Consider the following 17845-nt stretch of genomic DNA (forward strand, 5'->3'; position numbering starts at 1 on the left):
CAAATCGGCGGTGGCGGTCTTGAACAGGTATTCGGCGCGCGGATAGGACAGCCGACCACGCCCGGTGACCGGATAGACGTCGGCAGCGGCCAGCGCACGCGGGCCCGAGGCGGAGGCTCGGCGGGCGGCCAGGGACACCGGCCCAGATGTGCGGCCTCGGCCCCGCACGTGCGGGGATGGTTCCCGGCGGCCCGTCCTGCACCCCTGCTACACGGCGTCGGCCCCGCACCTGCGGGGGATGGTCCCGTCGAGGACGCGTATCGCAGCGTCCAAAGAACCCTTGACAAACGAGAAGAGGGAATTTCCACTATGACGTAAACGCGGACGTCTCGCCTTCTCAACGGCGCGAGGAGTACGTAGTCTCCCGGCAGCCATGACTGCGAGGCATCGAGTTGACATCAGCGGCGCCCCATCGCCGGTGCCGGGCAGCGCGCGATCACAAATCTACTCCTAACTAAACGCTGCCCCGGAAGAACCATGTCACGCGTGCACGTTTTTCGGTTTGACCGGTCAAACGAGGCATCGTGCGCAACGAGAACCAGTGCAGAATCCACGCGGCTAACCGTGGATGAAGGGCACCCCGCGGAAGCAAAATCCTCCCAGAGCATCCGGCACATCTGTTCGGTGCTGGTCGTGCAGATGTCGACCAGGCGGTCTAGGGCCTGTTTCTTGGATCAGGTGCGTAGCCAGATGAGCAGGACGGCGATGGTGATGGTGCCGGTGAACAGGTAGCCGCGTTTGTCGAAGCGGGTTGCGACGGCTCGGAACTGCTTGAGCCGGTTGATGGCGCGTTCGACGGTGTTGCGCTGCTTGTAGCGCTCGGGGTCGAAGCCGGGCGGGCGGCAGCACCGCGGCGTCCGCGGTCGCGGCGGTGCTGCCGCTGGTCGGCCAGCACCGGGATGGTGTGCGCGATCCCGCGTCGGCGCAGATACGCCCGGTTGGCCCGCGAGGAGCCGGTTGGCCCGCGAGGAGTAGGCCTTGTCGGCCAGCACATGCTCGGGACGGCGGCGCAGGCGGCCCAGCCCCAGCCGTGCGACACCGATGGCGTCCAGGACCGCGACGAACTGCGGGCTGTCACCCCACTGACCGGGAGTGACCAGGAACGACAGCACCCGACAGCGGCCGTCGGCGGCCAGATGGATCTTGCTGGAAACCCGCCGCGGGAACGTCCTAGTGCTTCGCCTGCCGGGCCACCTCCTCCAGCAGGGCGACCAGTCCGCGCCATGATGGGTTGTCCTGGTTCGTCCCGGCGCCGTCCCCTCTTTTCCGGTGGGGCGGGCGGCGGCCGGTGCGGGGCGCCGCCCGCGTGCTGGTGCGCCCGCTCGATCGTGGAATCGACCGACACCCGCCAGTCGATGCCCCCGGCGGCGTCGGCTTGGGCACGCACCACCTGAAGCAGCCGCTCCCAGGTCCCATCCGCCGACCAGCGCCGAAACCGCTTGTAGACGGTGATCCACTCCCCGAAACCCGGCGGCAGATCACGCCAGGGCACACCAGTCCGCACCCGATGACAGATCCCATTGATCACCCGCCGGTGATCGACCCACCGTCCACCCCGCCCGCCCGTCGGCGGCAGCAACGGCGCCAGCCGCTCCCACTGCGCATCGGTCAAGTCACCACGACCCATCACCCCACAGTGACCCAACCAACGCCCACCGTCAGCCGATCCAAGAAACAGGCCCTAGCCGTGACTACACCCCAGTCCCTGGGAGTAGGTCGTCTGTCGAGGGATCCGATCACGGCCGATGGCGGAAGCTGATGCGCATCAGCCGACTGTCAGCCCAGTCTTCGAGCCGGGTCGGCCGGATGGTGCCGGGGTCGTGGGGCTGATTGAGATCCGCGACGATCTCCGCCAGCACGGCCTGACGTTCAGCTGGGTCGGTGACAGGCGTGGCCCGTGCAGGCAGATCTGCGCGGATCCCGTTCTTGAGGTGGAAGGTGAAGTCGGGATTGGCGAGAAGGTTCGCATGCCAGTCGGTCGCGGCACCGCCGGCGCCGCTACACAGGTAGGTGCTGCCCGCAGCTCGGTAGAAGAAGATCTCGATGCGGCGTGGCCGGCCGGTGCGGCGACCCAGCGTCGTGATGTCGATGATCCGTTCTCTGGTGCCTGCGGCGGGGGTGATCTCGATGGCTCGTCGGATGTGATTAGGCAGGTCTGATAGAGACGCGTCCCGTGCGGAGTCGTTCGACCCGGTCGTGTCTGGAGTGTTCATGCGGTCTCGGTCTGAAGGGCGGGGCCGAGGAGGAGTCCACCGTCGATGACGTACTCCGACCCCGTGATGAACGACGCGTCTGATGACGTGAGGAACAGGAGAAGCCGGGTGACGTCGGTCGGCTCCCCGAGCCGGGGAATGGCGAACGGCTCGGGTGAGTAGAAGTCGGCGATTGCCGCGACTGCGCCAGCTGCTGGTTCGTGGATGAAAGGGGTCGCGATCACGCCGGGGTGGATGGTGTTCACCCGGATGTGGTCGCGGCCGAGCTCGAGTGCTGCCGTTTGGGTGAGGCCTCGCACGGCCCATTTGCTGGCGACGTACGGCGCGTAGTGCGCCGTGCCGCCCAGGCCCATGGTCGAGGCGATGTTGACGATCGCTCCCCCTGCTGCGCGGCGCAGAGCGGGGGCTGCGACCTTGATGCCGAGGAAGGTCCCTGTGAGGTTGATGTCGAGGATGCGCGACCACGTGGCCTGGTCCGTGTTTTCGATTGTTGCAGGCGGATTCTGCACGCCCGCGTTGTTGACGAGCACATTCAGGGTGCCGAAGGCGCTCTCGGCGGCTAGCACAGCGGCGGACCACGAGCTCTCGTCGGTGACGTCCAGGCGGGCGAAGCGAGCGCGGGTCCCGAGCTCGTCGGCGAGAGCGGCGCCGCGTTCGGTGTCGATGTCGCCGATCACCACGTTCGCTCCCTCCTCGTGAAAGGCGCGTACGTGGCTCGAGCCCTGGCCGCCGGTCCCACCGGTCACGAGGACGGTCTGGTTGTCGAAGCGGGGCATCAAGTGTTCCTTCGTCGGTACGTAGGTGAATGACCGGGATCACCAGTGATGAACGGCGGCCAGTGGTGAGCCGGGCGACTCACCATCGCCTCGACACTAGGTCGGCGGTAGTGGCGAGTCAAGCCACTCACCTCGTATGCTCGGCCCATGAACAGGGTCGTGCCGACGTACCATCAACGCGTCGCCCAGGAGAAGCGCGCGCTGATCGTGACGGCCGCGACCGCACTGTTTCTCGAGTTGGGCTACGACCGGACGTCGCTGGCGCGGATCGCAGAGTGCTCGGGCGTCTCGCGGGCCACCTTGTTCAAGCAGTTTCCGACCAAAGCCGCCCTGTTCGACGCCATCGTGACCGAGTCCTGGTCGACCGCTGACGAGAAGGATCCTCCGCCGGCAGGCAACGTCGTTGACGGGCTCAGCATCATCGGTCGCCGTTACGCCGAGCTGCTGAGCCGGCCCCAGATGACCGACCTGTTCAGGATCGTCATCGCCGAACTGCCGCGGTTCCCTGAGCTGGCCCATGCGCAGTTCTCGCACGGGAAGATGCCCTACTTCGAGTCCGTACGCAGCTACCTCCTGGCTGAGCACGAGGCGGGAACGGTGCGGGTCGAGGACGTGGACCTCGCAGCCACCCAGTTCCTGGGCATGATCTCCAACTACGTCTTCTGGCCGACACTCCTGGTGCCGGGCTGGGAGGTGAGCGCCGAACGCGTCGCTCAGGTGGTCGACGAGGCCGTCCGCACCATCGCCGCCCGGTACGCCGCGACTGGACCAGGGGCATCCACCAACGACTGAGTCCCTCCAACGGCGACAAAGTCCCGCCGCCACCAAAAGAGCTGATGCCTACGCAATCGAAGTCGTCGGCACCAAGGGCGTTCGCGAGGCATCCCGGGGCATCCCGGGGCGGACACCGAAGGAGGGAGTCTCGATGTGTTGACCACCTCGATCAGCCTGGCATCAGCACGGCCCGACAAGAAGTCTCAGCAGCGGGCCCAAACGTGCAAGGCTGCCCTCTCGGGGGAAACTCCCAACGACAGCAAGAGAGGGTGACCCAAGACCCGCAAGCCCAGTCGCCCCCGCAGCTACACCCCCATCTGTGAAGAGCCCTCAACGAGCGGTGATCCGAAGACGTGAGGCAGCAGGGAGCCCCCGCCCCGGGCTGTGAGGGCGCCGGGGCGAGGGCTTCTTGGTCTGTCAGCGTGTGATGCCGTACGCGTGGATCAGCGTCTGGTCGACGGCGTCGCCCGTGGTGCCGGCCGCTCTCGCTCGGAGGGACACGTGCTGCGCATCAGCGGCGTTCCGGAGCGCGGCGGTCCAGTGGTCGCCGGCCCAGGTCAGGGTGACCGGCTGCCAGGTGGTGCCGTCGTCGAAGGACGCGTCGACGGTCAGCTTCGTCACATCGGTGGCCACGGCCCCGCCGGGCCGTTCGACGCGCACCTCGAAGTGCTGATCCGCTCCAGCGGTGGCGCGGTTCTGCTCATCGAGCGTCATCCGGTAGCGGACCGCGAGGAGGGGCAGTGTCGCCGAGTCGGTGTGCTGGGAGGGCGGGAGAGCGTGAGGCTCATGGGGGTGTGCCAGGGGTGCCGGGCTCTCGCCCGTCGTCGTCTCGGTGAGGAACGCCAGGTCGTCCTCTGTCGCGGGTTTCCCGGTGTGGTCGAGCAACATCAGATCGACGGGCACGTCGGACGCCGCATGTCGGGGAGCTCGTGCCGCCGGGCGCGCCCCGAAACGGGTGCGCATCCGGGGATCCAAGATGGCCGCGGTGCCGCCCGCGGTCTTTCCGGTCGCGGCGCGCGGGTTCTGGCGTACGCCGGTGACGGCTGTGGCCGAAACGGGCGCGCTGACCGCACCCGCGGCGACGGCGATCGCGGTGGTCAGGGTTCTTCTCACCGCTGGGCTCCCGGCCGGTCGACGAGGGCAGTGGTCAGCTGGGCGGACCAGCCGAGGATCTGGCCCTTCACGAACCGCGAGGTGCCGTCGTCACCCGTCGACGTGTGGTCCTTGACGGCGATGGCGCGGTGCCCGAGGTAGGCGTACGTGGTCGGGTCGATGATGACGTCGGTGCGCAGGTAGCCCTCGTCGATCCGGTAGAGGGCGACGCCGTGGCGCCCGGCCGCGTCGGCCACGTCCTTGTCCAGCCGGACACCGGGAATCGCGGCGAGTGCCCCGTACAGGGCCGCGCGCAGCTTCGGCGGCAGGACGCTGCGGCTCATCAGGTCCTGGATCGTGGTGAAGGCCCCGGCGTCGCGGCCGAGCGGCATCTGCTCCGCCTGTTTGTAGGCCAGGGCCAGCAGGGCCTTCGGGTCGGTGGGCAGCGACCGCAGGTAGGTGTAGTCGGACCGCGGTACGGCCGAGCGATCCATAGGCGTGGTCGGGACGGCTTCGAGCCGTCCCCCGTTCTCCTTGGTCGCCCGTCGCATGCCGTCGACCCTGAGCCAGCGTTCGACGGTGATGCGTCGGTCAGGTCGCCCGGCCAGCGATCCCCCCGTACCGGCGGAAGAGGTCGCGAGCACCTCCTTGAGGTAGGTCCACTGGTTCGGCCGTGGGTTCCAGGCGGGTTCGGTCGCCGCCTCGAGCGTGGCCCAGTGGGCCAGCTCGCCCGCCGAGGCGACGGGACCGGCGGGCAGGCCCGGGATGCCGGTGTGGCGGTGGCCGTTCTGGTCCACGCCCCCGAGGTTCTGGGCCACGGTCACGCCGGTGGCGATCGTGACGGCCATGGCGCCGACGGCCACCAGCTGTACGCTCGTACGCGACAGTCGGACGCGAGGCCCGCGCTCGTCGAATCGCGCGGTCACCTGTGACCGGACCGCGGCGAGCCGTACCGGCTCGGGCTCGGCCAGGGGCGCCCGCATCCGCCGCAGCGTGTCCAGCTCGCTCGTGTTCGGTTCACTCATGGTCAGTCCTCGCTCGTCGTCGGGGTACCGAGGGCGGCACGCAGCTTCCGCCGGGCTCGGTTGAGGCGTGAGCGCACCGTGCCGACCGGCACGTCGAGCGCGTGGGCGACCTCCTCGTAGGACAGGTCGCCCCAGGTGAAGAGGAGTAGCGCGTCGCGGTCGCGCTTTTTCAGTGACGCGAGCGCGGCGGCCAGGCGTGGGCTCTCCGCCTCGGCGGAAACGGCGTCGGCCACCCGCTGGGCGTGGCCCTCGATGGTGAGCGGGTCGGCTCCGGAGCGGGCGTACGCACGGTACATCCGCACCTCGGCCCGTCGCCGCTCGCCGATCAGGTTGGTCGCGATGCCGTACAGCCACGGCGCCGCGTCCCTACGAGACAGGTCGTAGCGGGTCCGGCGGCGGAAGGCGATGAGGAACGTGTCGGCGACCACGTCGTCAGCGGCATCGGGGCCGAGGCGGCGCGCGACGTATCCGCGCAGCCGCCCGGCGTGGCGATCGAAGATCGCGGCGAAGAGCTCGGGTTCGCTCCTCGATCGCTCGATGAGGCTCGCGTCATCGACGTCGGTCGACGACGCGGCCTGCGAGCGCGGTGGCGCTGCGGGCATTGAGCGGTGTCCCTTCGTCAGGGCCCGTAGCGGGCACCAGGTGGGTCACCTCTCCTTGGCCGACGAGGCGGCCCGGGTTCACGCCCTTCGGCACGGCCGCACCGTGGGGCATCACCCACGCCAGGAGCGTGTTCCATAGGCGCTGGCTGTACTGATCACGAACGTTGTTGACACCGTGGGCGTCTGGTGAGCGAGGAAGACCTCCGACGTGGGTGGAGGTGTCTAGGCTCCACACCACAGCGAAGGTCCTCGTGGCCCCACCGTAACGCCCGGCTGACCGTGCATGGCAGGCTCTTGCTGGTCCAACGGGTGCAGTCCGGCCGCCCGGTTACGCATGTGGCCGCCGAAATGGGCGTCTCCCGCTCCACCGCGCATAAACGGATCGCCCGCTGGCGCGCCGAGGGCATCGCCGGGGCTGGCCGATCGCTCCAGCCGTCCGCCACACCATCGCCCACCGCACGCCAGTGGAAGACGATGTGTGCCGACTACGCCGGGACCGAAAACTCGGCCCGGCCCGCATCGCCTCGATCCTGGGCATGGCGCCCTCGACCGTGCACCGCGTCCTGACCTGCGCGGCCAACCGGCCGGTCGGTCTGCCCCAACTGGTGCGGGTGGCCGATCCCGCTGCAGAGTCCAGGAATGCTTCCAAGCGACCAAGAACGAGGTCGGCCTGGACCACCACCAGGTTCCGCAAGCACACCGCCTGGCACCGGCACATCACCATGGCCATGGTCGCCCACGCCCACCTGGCCTTCCTTGCCGCCTCCCCACCCCCAGACCCCGACGACACCGACGATGGCGAGGCCGCCGACCTCGCCACACAGCGGGCCCGACGGGCAGGGACGATCACGTCCCGACGACACGGACCGGGACCAACCCGGCGACGTGGTCCCGCTAACGCATGCGGGCCGGCGGTCCGCGTTCGCGCCGACGTCGGCGACGCCTCGCCGTCATCACCGCCGCGTTCACAGGGACGCACCGGCCTGCCTTCCCGCTCTCGGGCGCTCCCGCCGGGGCGAAGGTGACCGGCGGCGGTCGCGCGACCGCGCGTGTGAGGTCGACAGCACTCGTGACGGGTACCTAGGCGGTGTGCAGGAGTACGAGCGGTTCCGCATGGCGGCGACTCACGTGCGCGCGGCGCATCCGGAGGTGCTGCTCACGCTGACCTGGGCTGGGCCGGATGAGCCGATCACGATGCAGATCCTCCGAACGCCGCCCGGTCGGCACGGCGAGGGACTCGCTGAGGAAGCACTGCGCGATGTCATTGCCCTGGCCGACCGCCTGGGCCACGGGTTGCGGGTGGTCGTCGAACCGATCGGCGGCTCTAACGCCGGTATCGGCGCGTTGACCGACCGGTACGGCACGCACGGATTTGTGCTCGTCGGCGTGGCCGGAGGGCGGCCGGTGATGCAGCGTCCGCCGGGTGGCAGGCGCGAGTAGGGTCCCCGACATGGTCATGTTGCCCGCTTCCACAGCCGGACCACCGCGTTGATCGCCGACGAATCGCAGAAGGTGCCTCCCGACATCTCCAGCGCGATACACGGCGAGGTCGTCAACGCGATCAGCTTGCCGACCCGGGCGAGCAAGCCCAGAGCGGTGACCAGGTCCTGCTCGCCGGTCACCTCGACCACCAGCCACGGGCCGATCTGCTGCACGCCCGCGCCCAACTCGGACACAGACGTCCCGTACGTCGACGACGATGCCGACGACGCCCCTCCGGCGTCACGGCCATGCCGCCACCTCCGGCTAAGTCTCTCTTCATCCCGTCCGAAGGCGAGAGAGGCGCCCGTGCGCGTTACGCTGACGAGGGGCAGGTGCTCGGCGATCAGCTCGGCCACCAGGGCACGTCGTCATCGTCGCCCAACAGCCGCGCCTTTACCGCCCACACTCACGGAACCCGGATGCGGCGGGTGTGGTGCTCGATGACCGCCAGCAGGTACATCCGCGCACCCGTGAACGTGACGGTCTCAGGAAGTCCGCAGGGGACGGGCTGAGACGTCGAATGGCTCACTGACCGGCGCAAAATGTTCACCAAGGCGAGGAACACGCTGCGAGACCCTCATGCCCAACAAACGCTCTGCAGCAGGACCTCGCGGGTGTGCATCCGGATCCGCACGAGTGAAGGGCAAGGCCGCGGGGCCTCGCCCTTCCTTCGTGCGGCCGAGACGGATTTGTAACCGAAGGTTAATCCGCCGGACCGGACATTCATTACGTGTGTGATCTGTTCACAGCGCTCGGTGCCTGAGCTATCTGATCCAGAGTTGTGTAGTAAAGGCCTGGTCCCAGCAGATGTATTTCCAGCCCTCACGCTCGTACTGCTGGCCCGCATCCACGCACTCGAAACGGCTCGCATAGTTATCGACCAGCGTCCACCCTGGACCCGGCCCAAATTTCGAGGAGCCGCCGATCTGCGGGGCGGCCGCCTGGGCGGCCGTACTCAGTCCGCTGACCGCCAGGATGGTGAACCCGGCACTCACGGCTGCTTTACGTAGTCGCATCTGCGTCTTCCTTTCCCGATGAGGGGTGTTGGACTCGGCTCGCGTCAGTCGTTCCACCACTCAATGCACTGGAGAGCGGTTCAGCAGGTCAGTCTATTGAGGTTTTCTCACCGTGATCGATTCGGACACCGGCGAGGCGGGTGGCGGTGACGGCGAGGCGTTTCGGGCCAGGCCGCTCAGCGCTGACCTCGGCCGGCCAGCGGCGGGCGAGTTCGCCGGTGCGGTCGGGGTCGGTGTTGCACTAGACAGGAAGTAGAGCAGGCATTGGAGGAGCGCCGCGCGTCGCACGCGCTGGTCGGAAGCGATGCGGCGATCAGGCATTGGGCCCAGAGCGTGGGTATCAAGGTCCCACGGGAGGGGCCGCTGCCAGTCATTGTCATCGAGCAGTACGAGGCCTCCCACGGCACCGGCTACCACTGAGGGAGCACAACGAGCCACGATGGATCCGCGCGCTCAGAGTGCCTCAGGCCTCATGGCGTGGTCATGGACGTCCGGATCAGGTGCTCTTCCGAGGTGCTCGCAGCATCATGAGCGGTCACAGGCGTTCAGCTCCTTGATCAAGGACTCCGAGGACATGGAGTAGTCGGGTTTGGTTGTCCGGTGCTGGCGGCTGAGGTCCTCGATCTCGTGCCATCGCCACCACGATTCCGGTGCCCGACGACCAGGCTGGTCACCGGCAACCATCACCATGGCCGCCGAGCGGACCTCCGCGGCGGGCACCGCTTCCGGCACGACCCTGACCGTGCTGCACGGCATCGAGGATCTTGCCGGCGGTGAACATCCTGGCGCGTACTGAGGGTGTCGACCGGTTCCGATCGCCCGCCGCCTTCAGCTCCTACGGCTCGTTCCCAGGTCTGGTCGGCGCTCATCAAGGTCGGCCCGGCGTCGTCGAACATCTGGCCGACGATCTCGATCCGGGCCTGCCGCCGCAGTTCGTTGACGACGGCGTTGACCGGGCTGGTCACGCCCAGCGGCGCGCCGCCACCGGGTGGGCGGTCACTGCCGTCCCAGATCACCGGGGCGTCCGGGAGGCCGGGGATACGGCCGAGGACGACGCCTATCCGGTGGGTCTGGTCGACGGCGGCGCTTCAGCCGGGCGTCCTACCGCGACCGGCCCGGACGGTCGTCGTCGGGTTCGGCTCCGTAGAGGCGCTGCTCCAACCCGTCCTCGGCATTGTGCGCATCGCCGGCGACCGCGAACGGCGCGCGGAGACTCGACAGACCGTCGCTGGTGGAGGCCACGACGTGGACGGGTTTGCGATGCCGGTCCCGCTCAGCGCCTGGGTGCTGAACGCCGCCCCGTAGGCGACCGCGGCTGGCCACAGCGCCGGACGCCACCGCACACCGGCTGGCGAACCACGACCCGGTCAGCCCACGCGATGAGCCGGGCTGCGTCACGTCCCTCGGCCGCCGTGGGCAGCGTCGCGCCAGCCACGACGCGGGACTGATAGAAAATATCGGACACCACGCCACGCCACGATCATGAACGTCCGTTGCAGAGGCGCCGGAAGCCGGACATCGGCCAACCGAGCCGGACGCTGCCGTCGCCATCGAGGGCGCCGTGCGGCCGTCATGCCGGCGGCCGCTGCGGCCCGAGCGCAGGAAGTGGCAGAAAAGCATGGCGGCCCGGCTCGCCGGTGCGCCGCGCCGGACGCGGTTGTCTGTTTGAGCGGGGCGCGGCTAGGGTCGGCTCGTGAACGATCTCGGTCAGGTCCTCGCCCACCGGTACCGGTTGACGGGGCTGCTGGGACGGGGCGGCATGGGAGCCGTCTGGCGCGCCCATGACGGGCAGCTGGGGCGAGACGTCGCCGTCAAGGAACTCCGGCTCCCCGAGCATCTCAGCGCCGACCAGCGGCGGACCTGGATCGCGCGGCTGGACCGGGAGGCGCGCGCGGCCGCGCGGTTGAAGCACCCGGGCATCGTCACCGTCCATGATCTGGTGACCGGTGACGACGGACGCCCCTGGATCGTCCTGGAACTGGTGCACGGCGGGTCCTTGGACGACCTCCTCAAAGCCCAGGGGCCGCTCCCGCCCCAACAGGCCGCGAGGATCGGCCTGCAGATGCTCAACGCCCTACACACTGCGCACCGGGCGGGCATCACCCACCGCGACATCAAGCCGGCCAACGTCCTCCTGGAAGGCGACCGGGTCGTCCTGACCGACTTCGGCATCGCCGCCGTCGACGGCGATGCCGCCCTGACCCGCTCGGGCGAGGTCATCGGGACCCCCGCCTTCATGTCGCCCGAGCAGGTACGCGGGCGTCCGACCGGCGCCGAGACCGACCTCTGGTCGCTGGGCGCGACCCTCTACACCGCCGTGGAGGGCCGTCCCCCGTTCACAGGCACGAGCACCGGCGCGGTCTTCGTCGCCGTCGCGACCGAAGATCCCGCACCCGCCGCTCACGCGGGCCCCCTTGAGCCGGTCATCAGCGGTCTTCTCCGCAAGGACCCGGCCCAGCGGCTGACCGTCGACCGGCTCCAGGTGATGCTGGCCCAGCTCGCTTCGGGTCAGCCGGCACCCGCCGGACCGCCCCAGCGAACACCTGTCCAAGTGCCACCGCCGGGGGTCCCCCAGGCCCCGATGCCCGGGGCGCCGGCGAGGCGGCGCGCGAAACTCCTGTGGCCCGTGCTGATCGGCGCGGCACTGACGGCCGTCGCGGCCGCGGCGGTGCTCGCGTTCGTCATCCGTGGCGGCGCGGACTCCACCTACGAGAACAACTTGAGCATCGCCGAGAAGCTCGGGGCGCCCAGCGGCTACACCCGTACATCGGAGAAGAACGTCGGCGGCGGCAGGGCACAGGTCACCCTCACTGCCGCCCGCGCATGCGGCGCAGCGTGCTCCGGCCCCGCCACGCCCACCGATCGAGCGACGTTCCAAGCCGTCCAGCAGTGGCTGCAGACCAAGCCCGGCGTCGCGGCCGTGAGCCCGTGCACGCTGGCCCCGGACGGCAGGAGCTGCACCATCGGGGTCCGCCCCGTCCACGTGCCGGGCGTCATCAGTGTCGAGGTCGTCCTCGACGACGGCAGGACGCTCCTGCGAATCGAGGTCGCCTGAGCCGCCTAGCCCGGACGGGTGCCAAGGCTCAGGGCGGCGTGGCTGAAGCGAGAAACAGGGTGGTGTTCGCCGCCGCGCTGGGCCGTCTTTACTCCCGGACGACCTCACCCCTGCCGAAAACTACATCCGTGCAGGTCACGCCGCATGCTCGTACTCGTTGAGGATTCCGCCGAGGCGTTGGCGTCGTCGCACGTCCAGCCGGGCAATCTGGTCGCGGTCGGTGATCGGCGGGCAGCGGGGCACACGGTCGGGCGTTCGTGATGCCCTGGTGAGGACGATGGCGGTTATAAAAGATCTCGAACTCGCGCAGCGCATGAAGCAAGTGCCGTCGGTTCCAGATCAGGACCCCCTGCCTGGCAACCGACGTCTTCCAGGTCCATGACCATGTTTCTGGCCGCCTTCGTCATCCAGGAGGCGGTCGGGTGGGCGGTCGCACCCAGGATGCGGATCCGGCGGGTGCGGTGTTCGATCACGGCCAGCACGTACATGCGCGCCCCGGTCAGGGTGACCGTCTCCAGGAAGTCGCACACCAGTAGCGTGTCGGCCTGGGAGCGTAGGAAGGCGGCCCACGTGCCGGCGGCGCGTTCGGGTGCCGGGTCGATGAATCTCCCACGGTCGACGCGACCACCTTCACCCCGAGCACCAGCAGTTCGCCATGCACGCGCCGATATCCCCAGCCGGGGTTCTCCCGGACCAGGCGCAGCACCAGGACGCGGACGGAACGCTGCGCTTGCCGAAGACTCCATCCAGCCTGGTCAGATAGGGCCGTCGATGAGCAAGCCACCAGACCGCCAATGGTCCATGTCGGCTCGTTGTCGGCTCGGCGGTTCCGAACCGGATCGGCGCGCGGCGGCACCGTGCGGCACGCGAATCGGACTCGATGCGGACGGATCGACACCAGCCGACACCGAGCAGGCCGCACCGATACGGCAGTTTCGGACTTTTAATCCGCAGGGCTAGCGTCGCCGGTAGTGACGGCCACGACTGGATACCGGCTTGACTGCCCAGGTGTTGGCGGCCTCGGCTCCTCATGGCTGCTGGTGTCATTGCCGCGAACCCCTGCTGCTCTGGAAGGGAGCTACGGGAGCCAGAGTGGGGAGCCAACGTGCTCGAACACCTCACGATCACCTGCGACCTCCTCCCTGCATCGCTGCAGGTAGGAGGCTCCCCGATCGACTCCCTCCGACGTGGTCGGACGCCTCGGCTTTACCTATGAGGTAATGGACGGCGCGCGGGTCTGATCGTGAAGGTGGGCCGGGTAGGTTCCGGCGCCGTCCGAGGAGGATCCATGACCACCGGGCTCACCCCCGACCAGATCACCGACGCCATGCCGTTCGCCCGCGCGCTCGGCGTGGAGATCGACGCGGCCGCTCCCGAGGAGGTCACGGGCCGCCTCGACTGGGCGGCGGACCGCTGCACGGCCGGCGGGCTGATGCACGGCGGGGCGCTGATGGCGCTCGCCGACACGCTCGGCGCGGCCTGCGCCTTCCTCAACCTGCCGCCGGGCGCGTCCACGACGACGCTGGAGTCCAAGACCAACTTCTTCAGGGGCGTGAAGGAGGGCAGCGTCCGGGGCGTCTCGCATCCGCTGCACACGGGCCGGACGTCCATCGTCGTGCAGACCGACCTCTACGACGGCACCGGCCGCCGCGTCGCCCAGGTGACCCAGACCCAGGCCGTCCTGCGGACGTGACCGAACGCCCGGCGCCACGGCCCGACGCCTTTACGTTGTAGATTTTTTAGCGACGTGCTCGTCGAAGAAGGCGAAGACGCGCTCCCAGGCGACGGGCGCGTTCTCGCGGCCCTTCCCCAGGCCGAAAGCGATCTTCGTGACCGGGCCGAGGAGGCCCGGCGGCTCGGTCTCGGTGAGGAAGCCGTGGCCGCTGCCGGGGTACTCCCGCACGTCGTGCGGGACTCCCCCGGCGGTCAGCGCCCGGTCGAGCTTGGCAGCGGCGCCGCGGAGGGTCGGGTCCGCGCCGCCGTAGCTGGCGACGATCGGGCACGCCTCCCGCAGCGCCTCCTCCGGCCTCCTCGGCAGCATGCCGTAGTTGACCGCCGCCGCCTGGAAGTCGTACTTCGCCGCGGCGACCAGCGCGAACCCGCCGCCCATGCAGAAGCCGCACACGCCCACGTCGCCGGTGCAGTCGCCGCGCGCGGCCAGCCACGCGCGCGTCGCCTCGACCGCGTCGTAGGTGGGGCCGCGTCCGGCGCGCATCTCCCCCAGCGCCTTGCGGACGCACCGCACCCACGGCGCGCCGTCGTAGAAGTCCGGCAGGACGGCCAGGTAGCCGTGGGAGGCGAACCGGTCGGCCTGCGCGCGCATGTCAGGGGTGGCGCCGAACGCCTCGAACACGATGACGACGGCGGGCCACGGACCCTCGCCCTCGGGGACGGCGAGGTACCCGGGCAGCTCGCGGGCGCCGGCGGGAATCACGATGTCCGACATGCCGCCCCATCCTGCCGCAGGCGTACGTCGTACGTACAGGCCCGCGCGGGCGCCGGCTCAGCGCCCCCGGGCGGTCGTCAGACCTTGCGCCACTTCGGGATCCAGGCGCCGTCCTCCACCTCGTAGTCCCCGAACAGGTCGGGCGCCTCCGTGCGCATGAGCTCGCCGATCTTGCCGAAGAGCAGGCGGATCTCCTCCTCGGCGCCGGGCGCGGTCCGGTTCTCCAGGGTGTGCCGCAGGCTGCGGACGTTCGCCGTCCAGACCAGGCCCGTGCCGAGGCCCTCGGGGGCGAAGCGGCGCATGAAGGAGGTCTTGTGCTTCTTCTCCTTGAAGGGGACGCCCTCCTCGTCCAGCCCGAAGTGCTCGGTCATCCACCCCTGGAACTCCTCCATCTGCTCCAGCATCGCGGTGGCGCGCTTCATCAGCTCGGCGTCCTCGCGGGCCCACTCGGGGAACCAGAAGGGGATGTCCGTGAGCCGGACGTACCGCAGCGACTCCTGCGAGATCGCGACGCCGGGGCGGTGGCGCACGAGCTCGTGGGTCAGCACGCGGCTGACGTTGTGCAGCACGAAGCTGAAGCTCACGTGCTCCAGCACCGAGCCGTGCAGGCTGCGGAGGATGTTCTCCAGGTAGGCGGACGAGTCGGTGCGGACCTTGGTCACGTTGGGGTTGAGGCCCGGCTCCCAGGACCGGTAGCAGAGCCGGCCGGCGAACTCCGCGAGGGCCTGGGGGTCGTTCAGCTCGCCGTCGAGGTCGCCCCGGTCGAGGCGCTCCAGCCAGCTCTCGCCGCCGACGTCCCGCAGGTACCGGGCCACCTCGCCGTAGTCCAGTTCGGGCCGCGCAACGAGGAACACCTCAGGCTCGACGCTCTTCACTTCGTATCCCCCTACGGGCCGGTTCCATCGTCCTATAGGAAACCACCCCGCCGGGGGCGCCGCGACCCGGGTGCCCGGCACCGCGCGTCATGGGCGTCCCGGGACGACGCTCATGTGGTTATGTCGGACACTGGAGAGGTTTCACCTGCTACGGGGGGTTCGAGGATGGTCGAGGAGGGCTCGGGGCTGGCCGGGCTGACGGTGCTGGGAGCGTGCCCGCTGGACTGCCCGGACGGCTGCTCGTGGGCGGTGACCGTCCGGGACGGGAAGGCGGTGCGGCTGCGCGGCAACCCGGACCATCCGTACACGCGCGGGGCGCTGTGCACCAAGGTGAACCGGTGGCTCGAACGCGCGGAGCAGCCCGACCGGATCCTGTACCCGATGCGCCGCGCCGGCGCGAAGGGCGAGGGGCGCTTCGAGCGGATCACCTGGGACGATGCGCTGGACGAGATCGCCGGGCGGCTGCGCGGCGTGATCGCCGAGCACGGCGGCGAGGCCGTCTGGCCCTACTGGGGGACGGGCACGCTCGGCTACCTGCAGGGCTGCGAGGGCTTCGGCGGGCGCCGGTTCTTCAACGCGCTGGGCGCGTCGGCGCACGCCGTCGACATCTGCTCGGCGGCGGGGGCGGCCGGGATGGAGGCCGCGATCGGCTCCGCGGGCGGCATGGACCCGCAGGACCTGGCGCACGCGCGGCTGATCCTGCTGTGGGGCACGAACCCGCTGACCAGCGGGCACCACGTGTGGAAGTTCGTCCAGGACGCGCGCAGGGCGGGCGCGCACCTGGTGGCGATCGACCCGGTCCGGACGCGGACGGCGGAGCAGGCCGACGAGCACCTGGCCCCGCTGCCCGGCACGGACGCGGCGCTCGCGCTGGGGCTGCTGAACGTGATCGTGGGCCTCGGCGCGCAGGACGAGGAGTTCCTGCGGGACCACACGCAGGGGTGGGAGGAGTTCCGGGAGCGGATCGCGGAGTTCCCGCCGGAGCGGGCCGCGGAGATCACCGGCGTTCCGGCGGCGGACATCGCCGCGCTGGGCGAGCGGATCGCGCGCACCCGTCCCACCGCCATCCGGGCGACGCAGGGCCTCCAGCGGCACTCCGGCGGCGGGGCGGCGCTCCGGGTGCTGGCCGGCGTCCCGGCGGTCACCGGGGACTGGCGGCTGCACGGCGGCGGCCTCGCGTTCTCGACGTCGGGGCACGTCAAGCTGAACAAGGCGGCGCTGTACCGGGACGACCTGCGCCCGGGGCCGGTGCGGACGCTGTCGATGAGCCGGCTCGGCGAGGGGCTGCTGGACATCCAGGACCCGCCGGTGAAGGCGCTGTTCGTGATCGCGGCGAACCCGGCGGGCAGCACGCCGCACCAGGACAGGGTGCGGCGGGGCCTCGCGCGCGAGGACCTGTTCACGGTGGTGCTGGAGCAGTTCCCGACCGACACCGTGGACTACGCCGACATCGTGCTCCCGGCGACGGCGCAGCACGAGCACGCCGACCTGCACGAGGGCTACGGCCACCTGTACCTGACCTGGAACGAGCCGGCGGTCGCGCCGCCCGGCGAGTGCCTGCCGACGTCGGAGACGTTCCGGCGGCTCGCGCGGCGGATGGGCGTCGAGGAGCCGGCCGTGTACGACTCCGACGAGCGGCTCGCCGAGCAGCTCCTGGCCTCCGACCACCCGTGGATGGCGGGCATCACGCTGGACCGGCTGCGCGAGGAGGGGTTCGTGCGGATGGCCGTGCCGGACCCGTTCGTCCCGTACGCGGACGGGTTCCCGACGCCGTCGGGGCGGCTGGAGTTCCGGTCGGCGCGGGCGGCCGCGGCCGGGGCGGACCCGCTGGCCGGGTACGTCCCGCCGGCCGAGGTCGCCGATCCGGAGCGGGCGCGGCGCTACCCGCTCGCGCTGGTCTCGGCGGCGTCGCACGAGTTCCTGAACACCCAGTTCGCGAACAACCCGGAGCTGCGGCGCCGGGCGGGCGGCCCGGCCGTGCGGGTCCACCCGGACGACGCGGCGGCGCGGGGCCTGGCGGACGGGCAGCGGGTCCGGGTCGGCAACGACCGCGGCTCGTTCGAGGCCGTCCTGCGGGTGACCGACCAGGTCAGGCCCGGTGTCGCGGCGACCTCGAAGGGGCACTGGCCGAAGTTCGCCGGCGGCTCGAACGCCAACGCGGTGGTGGACGAGCGCGCCACCGACCTCGGCGGCGGCCCGGTGTTCCACGACACCCGCGTCGAGATCACCGCTGCCGGCTGATCCCGATACGGTATGCGCCGTACGGAGGGATCGATGACGTTTCAGGCCATGCTCGACCGCGCCCGCAAGTACGAGCGGCAGGGCCGCCCGGAGGAGGCCGCGGGGGCGTACGCGTCCGCCGCGCAGGACGCCGAGGCGCGTGGGGACCGGCCGTCGGCCGTCGCCGTCCGGGCCCGCCAGGCGCGCGCGCTCGCCGCGGCGGGCCGGGTGGACGAGGCGCTGCGGGTGCTGGACGGCGCCGAGCGGGC

The 17845-nt window shown here is 70.3% G+C and carries 18 protein-coding genes and 2 pseudogenes; 8 read left to right on the top strand and 12 right to left on the bottom strand.

What is annotated here, in order from left to right:
* Window positions 1-674 precede the first annotated feature (674 nt).
* The 4 genes and pseudogenes from ABZ914_RS06985 to ABZ914_RS07000 all read right to left on the bottom strand — a co-directional run bounded on the left by ABZ914_RS06985 (window position 675) and on the right by ABZ914_RS07000 (window position 2989).
* Entirely contained in the window at window positions 675-1112 is a 438-nt protein-coding gene (locus tag ABZ914_RS06985; RefSeq protein WP_500192153.1) for a transposase, read from the bottom strand.
* A 200-nt stretch (window positions 1113-1312) separates the two neighbouring features.
* Window positions 1313-1627: pseudogene (locus ABZ914_RS06990) on the bottom strand (IS5 family transposase); the annotation flags it as partial.
* Between the two features lie 109 nt (window positions 1628-1736).
* On the bottom strand, window positions 1737-2213 hold the full coding sequence (locus ABZ914_RS06995; RefSeq protein WP_500192154.1) for a nitroreductase/quinone reductase family protein: 477 nt from the start codon (window positions 2211-2213) through the stop codon (window positions 1737-1739).
* Window positions 2210-2989: a glucose 1-dehydrogenase gene (locus tag ABZ914_RS07000; protein WP_500192155.1), complete on the bottom strand. Its 780-nt coding sequence runs from the start codon at window positions 2987-2989 to the stop codon at window positions 2210-2212. The genes ABZ914_RS06995 and ABZ914_RS07000 overlap by 4 nt, the downstream gene beginning before the upstream one ends.
* A 147-nt stretch (window positions 2990-3136) precedes the next feature.
* On the opposite strand from ABZ914_RS07000, the gene ABZ914_RS07005 reads away from it, so the two are divergent.
* The gene (locus ABZ914_RS07005) at window positions 3137-3781 is read left to right on the top strand and encodes a TetR/AcrR family transcriptional regulator (RefSeq protein WP_500192156.1); all 645 of its coding nucleotides are present in this window, start codon (window positions 3137-3139) and stop codon (window positions 3779-3781) included.
* A 399-nt stretch (window positions 3782-4180) separates the two neighbouring features.
* Here ABZ914_RS07005 and ABZ914_RS07010 read toward each other — a convergent pair whose 3' ends face one another.
* Genes ABZ914_RS07010 through ABZ914_RS07020 form a run of 3 tightly spaced genes read right to left on the bottom strand, consistent with a single transcriptional unit; the run spans window position 4181 to window position 6482 of the window.
* Window positions 4181-4876: a hypothetical protein gene (locus ABZ914_RS07010; protein WP_500192157.1), complete on the bottom strand. Its 696-nt coding sequence runs from the start codon at window positions 4874-4876 to the stop codon at window positions 4181-4183.
* Window positions 4873-5880: a CU044_5270 family protein gene (locus tag ABZ914_RS07015; RefSeq protein WP_500192158.1), complete on the bottom strand. Its 1008-nt coding sequence runs from the start codon at window positions 5878-5880 to the stop codon at window positions 4873-4875. The genes ABZ914_RS07010 and ABZ914_RS07015 overlap by 4 nt, the downstream gene beginning before the upstream one ends.
* A 2-nt stretch (window positions 5881-5882) precedes the next feature.
* The gene (locus tag ABZ914_RS07020) at window positions 5883-6482 is read right to left on the bottom strand and encodes an RNA polymerase sigma factor (RefSeq protein ID WP_500192159.1); all 600 of its coding nucleotides are present in this window, start codon (window positions 6480-6482) and stop codon (window positions 5883-5885) included.
* A 273-nt stretch (window positions 6483-6755) separates the two neighbouring features.
* On the opposite strand from ABZ914_RS07020, the pseudogene ABZ914_RS07025 reads away from it, so the two are divergent.
* Both ABZ914_RS07025 and ABZ914_RS07030 read left to right on the top strand, forming a co-directional pair.
* Window positions 6756-7051, top strand: a pseudogene (locus ABZ914_RS07025) (helix-turn-helix domain-containing protein); the annotation flags it as partial.
* 520 nt (window positions 7052-7571) lie between these two features.
* Window positions 7572-7922, top strand: a complete 351-nt coding sequence (locus tag ABZ914_RS07030) for a hypothetical protein (RefSeq protein WP_500192160.1) — start codon at window positions 7572-7574, stop codon at window positions 7920-7922.
* A gap of 14 nt (window positions 7923-7936) precedes the next feature.
* Here the strand turns inward: ABZ914_RS07030 and ABZ914_RS07035 are convergent, their stop codons facing one another.
* Entirely contained in the window at window positions 7937-8320 is a 384-nt protein-coding gene (locus ABZ914_RS07035) for an STAS domain-containing protein (RefSeq protein ID WP_500192161.1), read from the bottom strand.
* 408 nt (window positions 8321-8728) lie between these two features.
* Window positions 8729-9040: a hypothetical protein gene (locus ABZ914_RS07040; protein WP_500192162.1), complete on the bottom strand. Its 312-nt coding sequence runs from the start codon at window positions 9038-9040 to the stop codon at window positions 8729-8731.
* A 204-nt stretch (window positions 9041-9244) separates the two neighbouring features.
* On the opposite strand from ABZ914_RS07040, the gene ABZ914_RS07045 reads away from it, so the two are divergent.
* On the top strand, window positions 9245-9400 hold the full coding sequence (locus ABZ914_RS07045) for an Lsr2 family DNA-binding protein (RefSeq protein ID WP_500192163.1): 156 nt from the start codon (window positions 9245-9247) through the stop codon (window positions 9398-9400).
* Window positions 9401-10673: 1273 nt separating this feature from the next.
* Window positions 10674-12035 carry a serine/threonine-protein kinase gene (locus tag ABZ914_RS07050; protein ID WP_500192164.1) on the top strand — a complete coding sequence of 454 codons (1362 nt, stop codon included), beginning with the start codon at window positions 10674-10676 and terminating at the stop codon, window positions 12033-12035.
* Window positions 12036-12319: 284 nt separating this feature from the next.
* Here the strand turns inward: ABZ914_RS07050 and ABZ914_RS07055 are convergent, their stop codons facing one another.
* The gene (locus ABZ914_RS07055; RefSeq protein WP_500192165.1) at window positions 12320-12565 is read right to left on the bottom strand and encodes a hypothetical protein; all 246 of its coding nucleotides are present in this window, start codon (window positions 12563-12565) and stop codon (window positions 12320-12322) included.
* Between the two features lie 758 nt (window positions 12566-13323).
* Here ABZ914_RS07055 and ABZ914_RS07060 point away from each other — a divergent pair.
* Window positions 13324-13728 (top strand): PaaI family thioesterase, encoded by a 405-nt coding sequence (locus tag ABZ914_RS07060; RefSeq protein ID WP_190864005.1) that lies wholly within the window; start codon window positions 13324-13326, stop codon window positions 13726-13728.
* Window positions 13729-13758: 30 nt separating this feature from the next.
* Here the strand turns inward: ABZ914_RS07060 and ABZ914_RS07065 are convergent, their stop codons facing one another.
* Complete coding sequence (locus tag ABZ914_RS07065; RefSeq protein WP_500192166.1) at window positions 13759-14481, bottom strand: dienelactone hydrolase family protein; 723 nt, start codon at window positions 14479-14481, stop codon at window positions 13759-13761.
* A gap of 77 nt (window positions 14482-14558) precedes the next feature.
* On the bottom strand, window positions 14559-15356 hold the full coding sequence (gene thyX, locus ABZ914_RS07070) for an FAD-dependent thymidylate synthase (RefSeq protein WP_387030244.1): 798 nt from the start codon (window positions 15354-15356) through the stop codon (window positions 14559-14561).
* Between the two features lie 165 nt (window positions 15357-15521).
* Between thyX and ABZ914_RS07075 the strand changes: the two genes are divergently transcribed.
* Both ABZ914_RS07075 and ABZ914_RS07080 read left to right on the top strand, forming a co-directional pair.
* Window positions 15522-17597, top strand: a complete 2076-nt coding sequence (locus ABZ914_RS07075; protein WP_500192167.1) for a molybdopterin-containing oxidoreductase family protein — start codon at window positions 15522-15524, stop codon at window positions 17595-17597.
* A 33-nt stretch (window positions 17598-17630) separates the two neighbouring features.
* Window positions 17631-17845: hypothetical protein (locus tag ABZ914_RS07080; RefSeq protein ID WP_500192168.1), on the top strand; the 215-nt coding region annotated here is incomplete at its 3' end.

The sequence above is a fragment of the Spirillospora sp. NPDC046719 genome (assembly GCF_040645715.1).
In the GTDB taxonomy this organism is placed as follows: Bacteria; Actinomycetota; Actinomycetes; order Streptosporangiales; family Streptosporangiaceae; genus Spirillospora.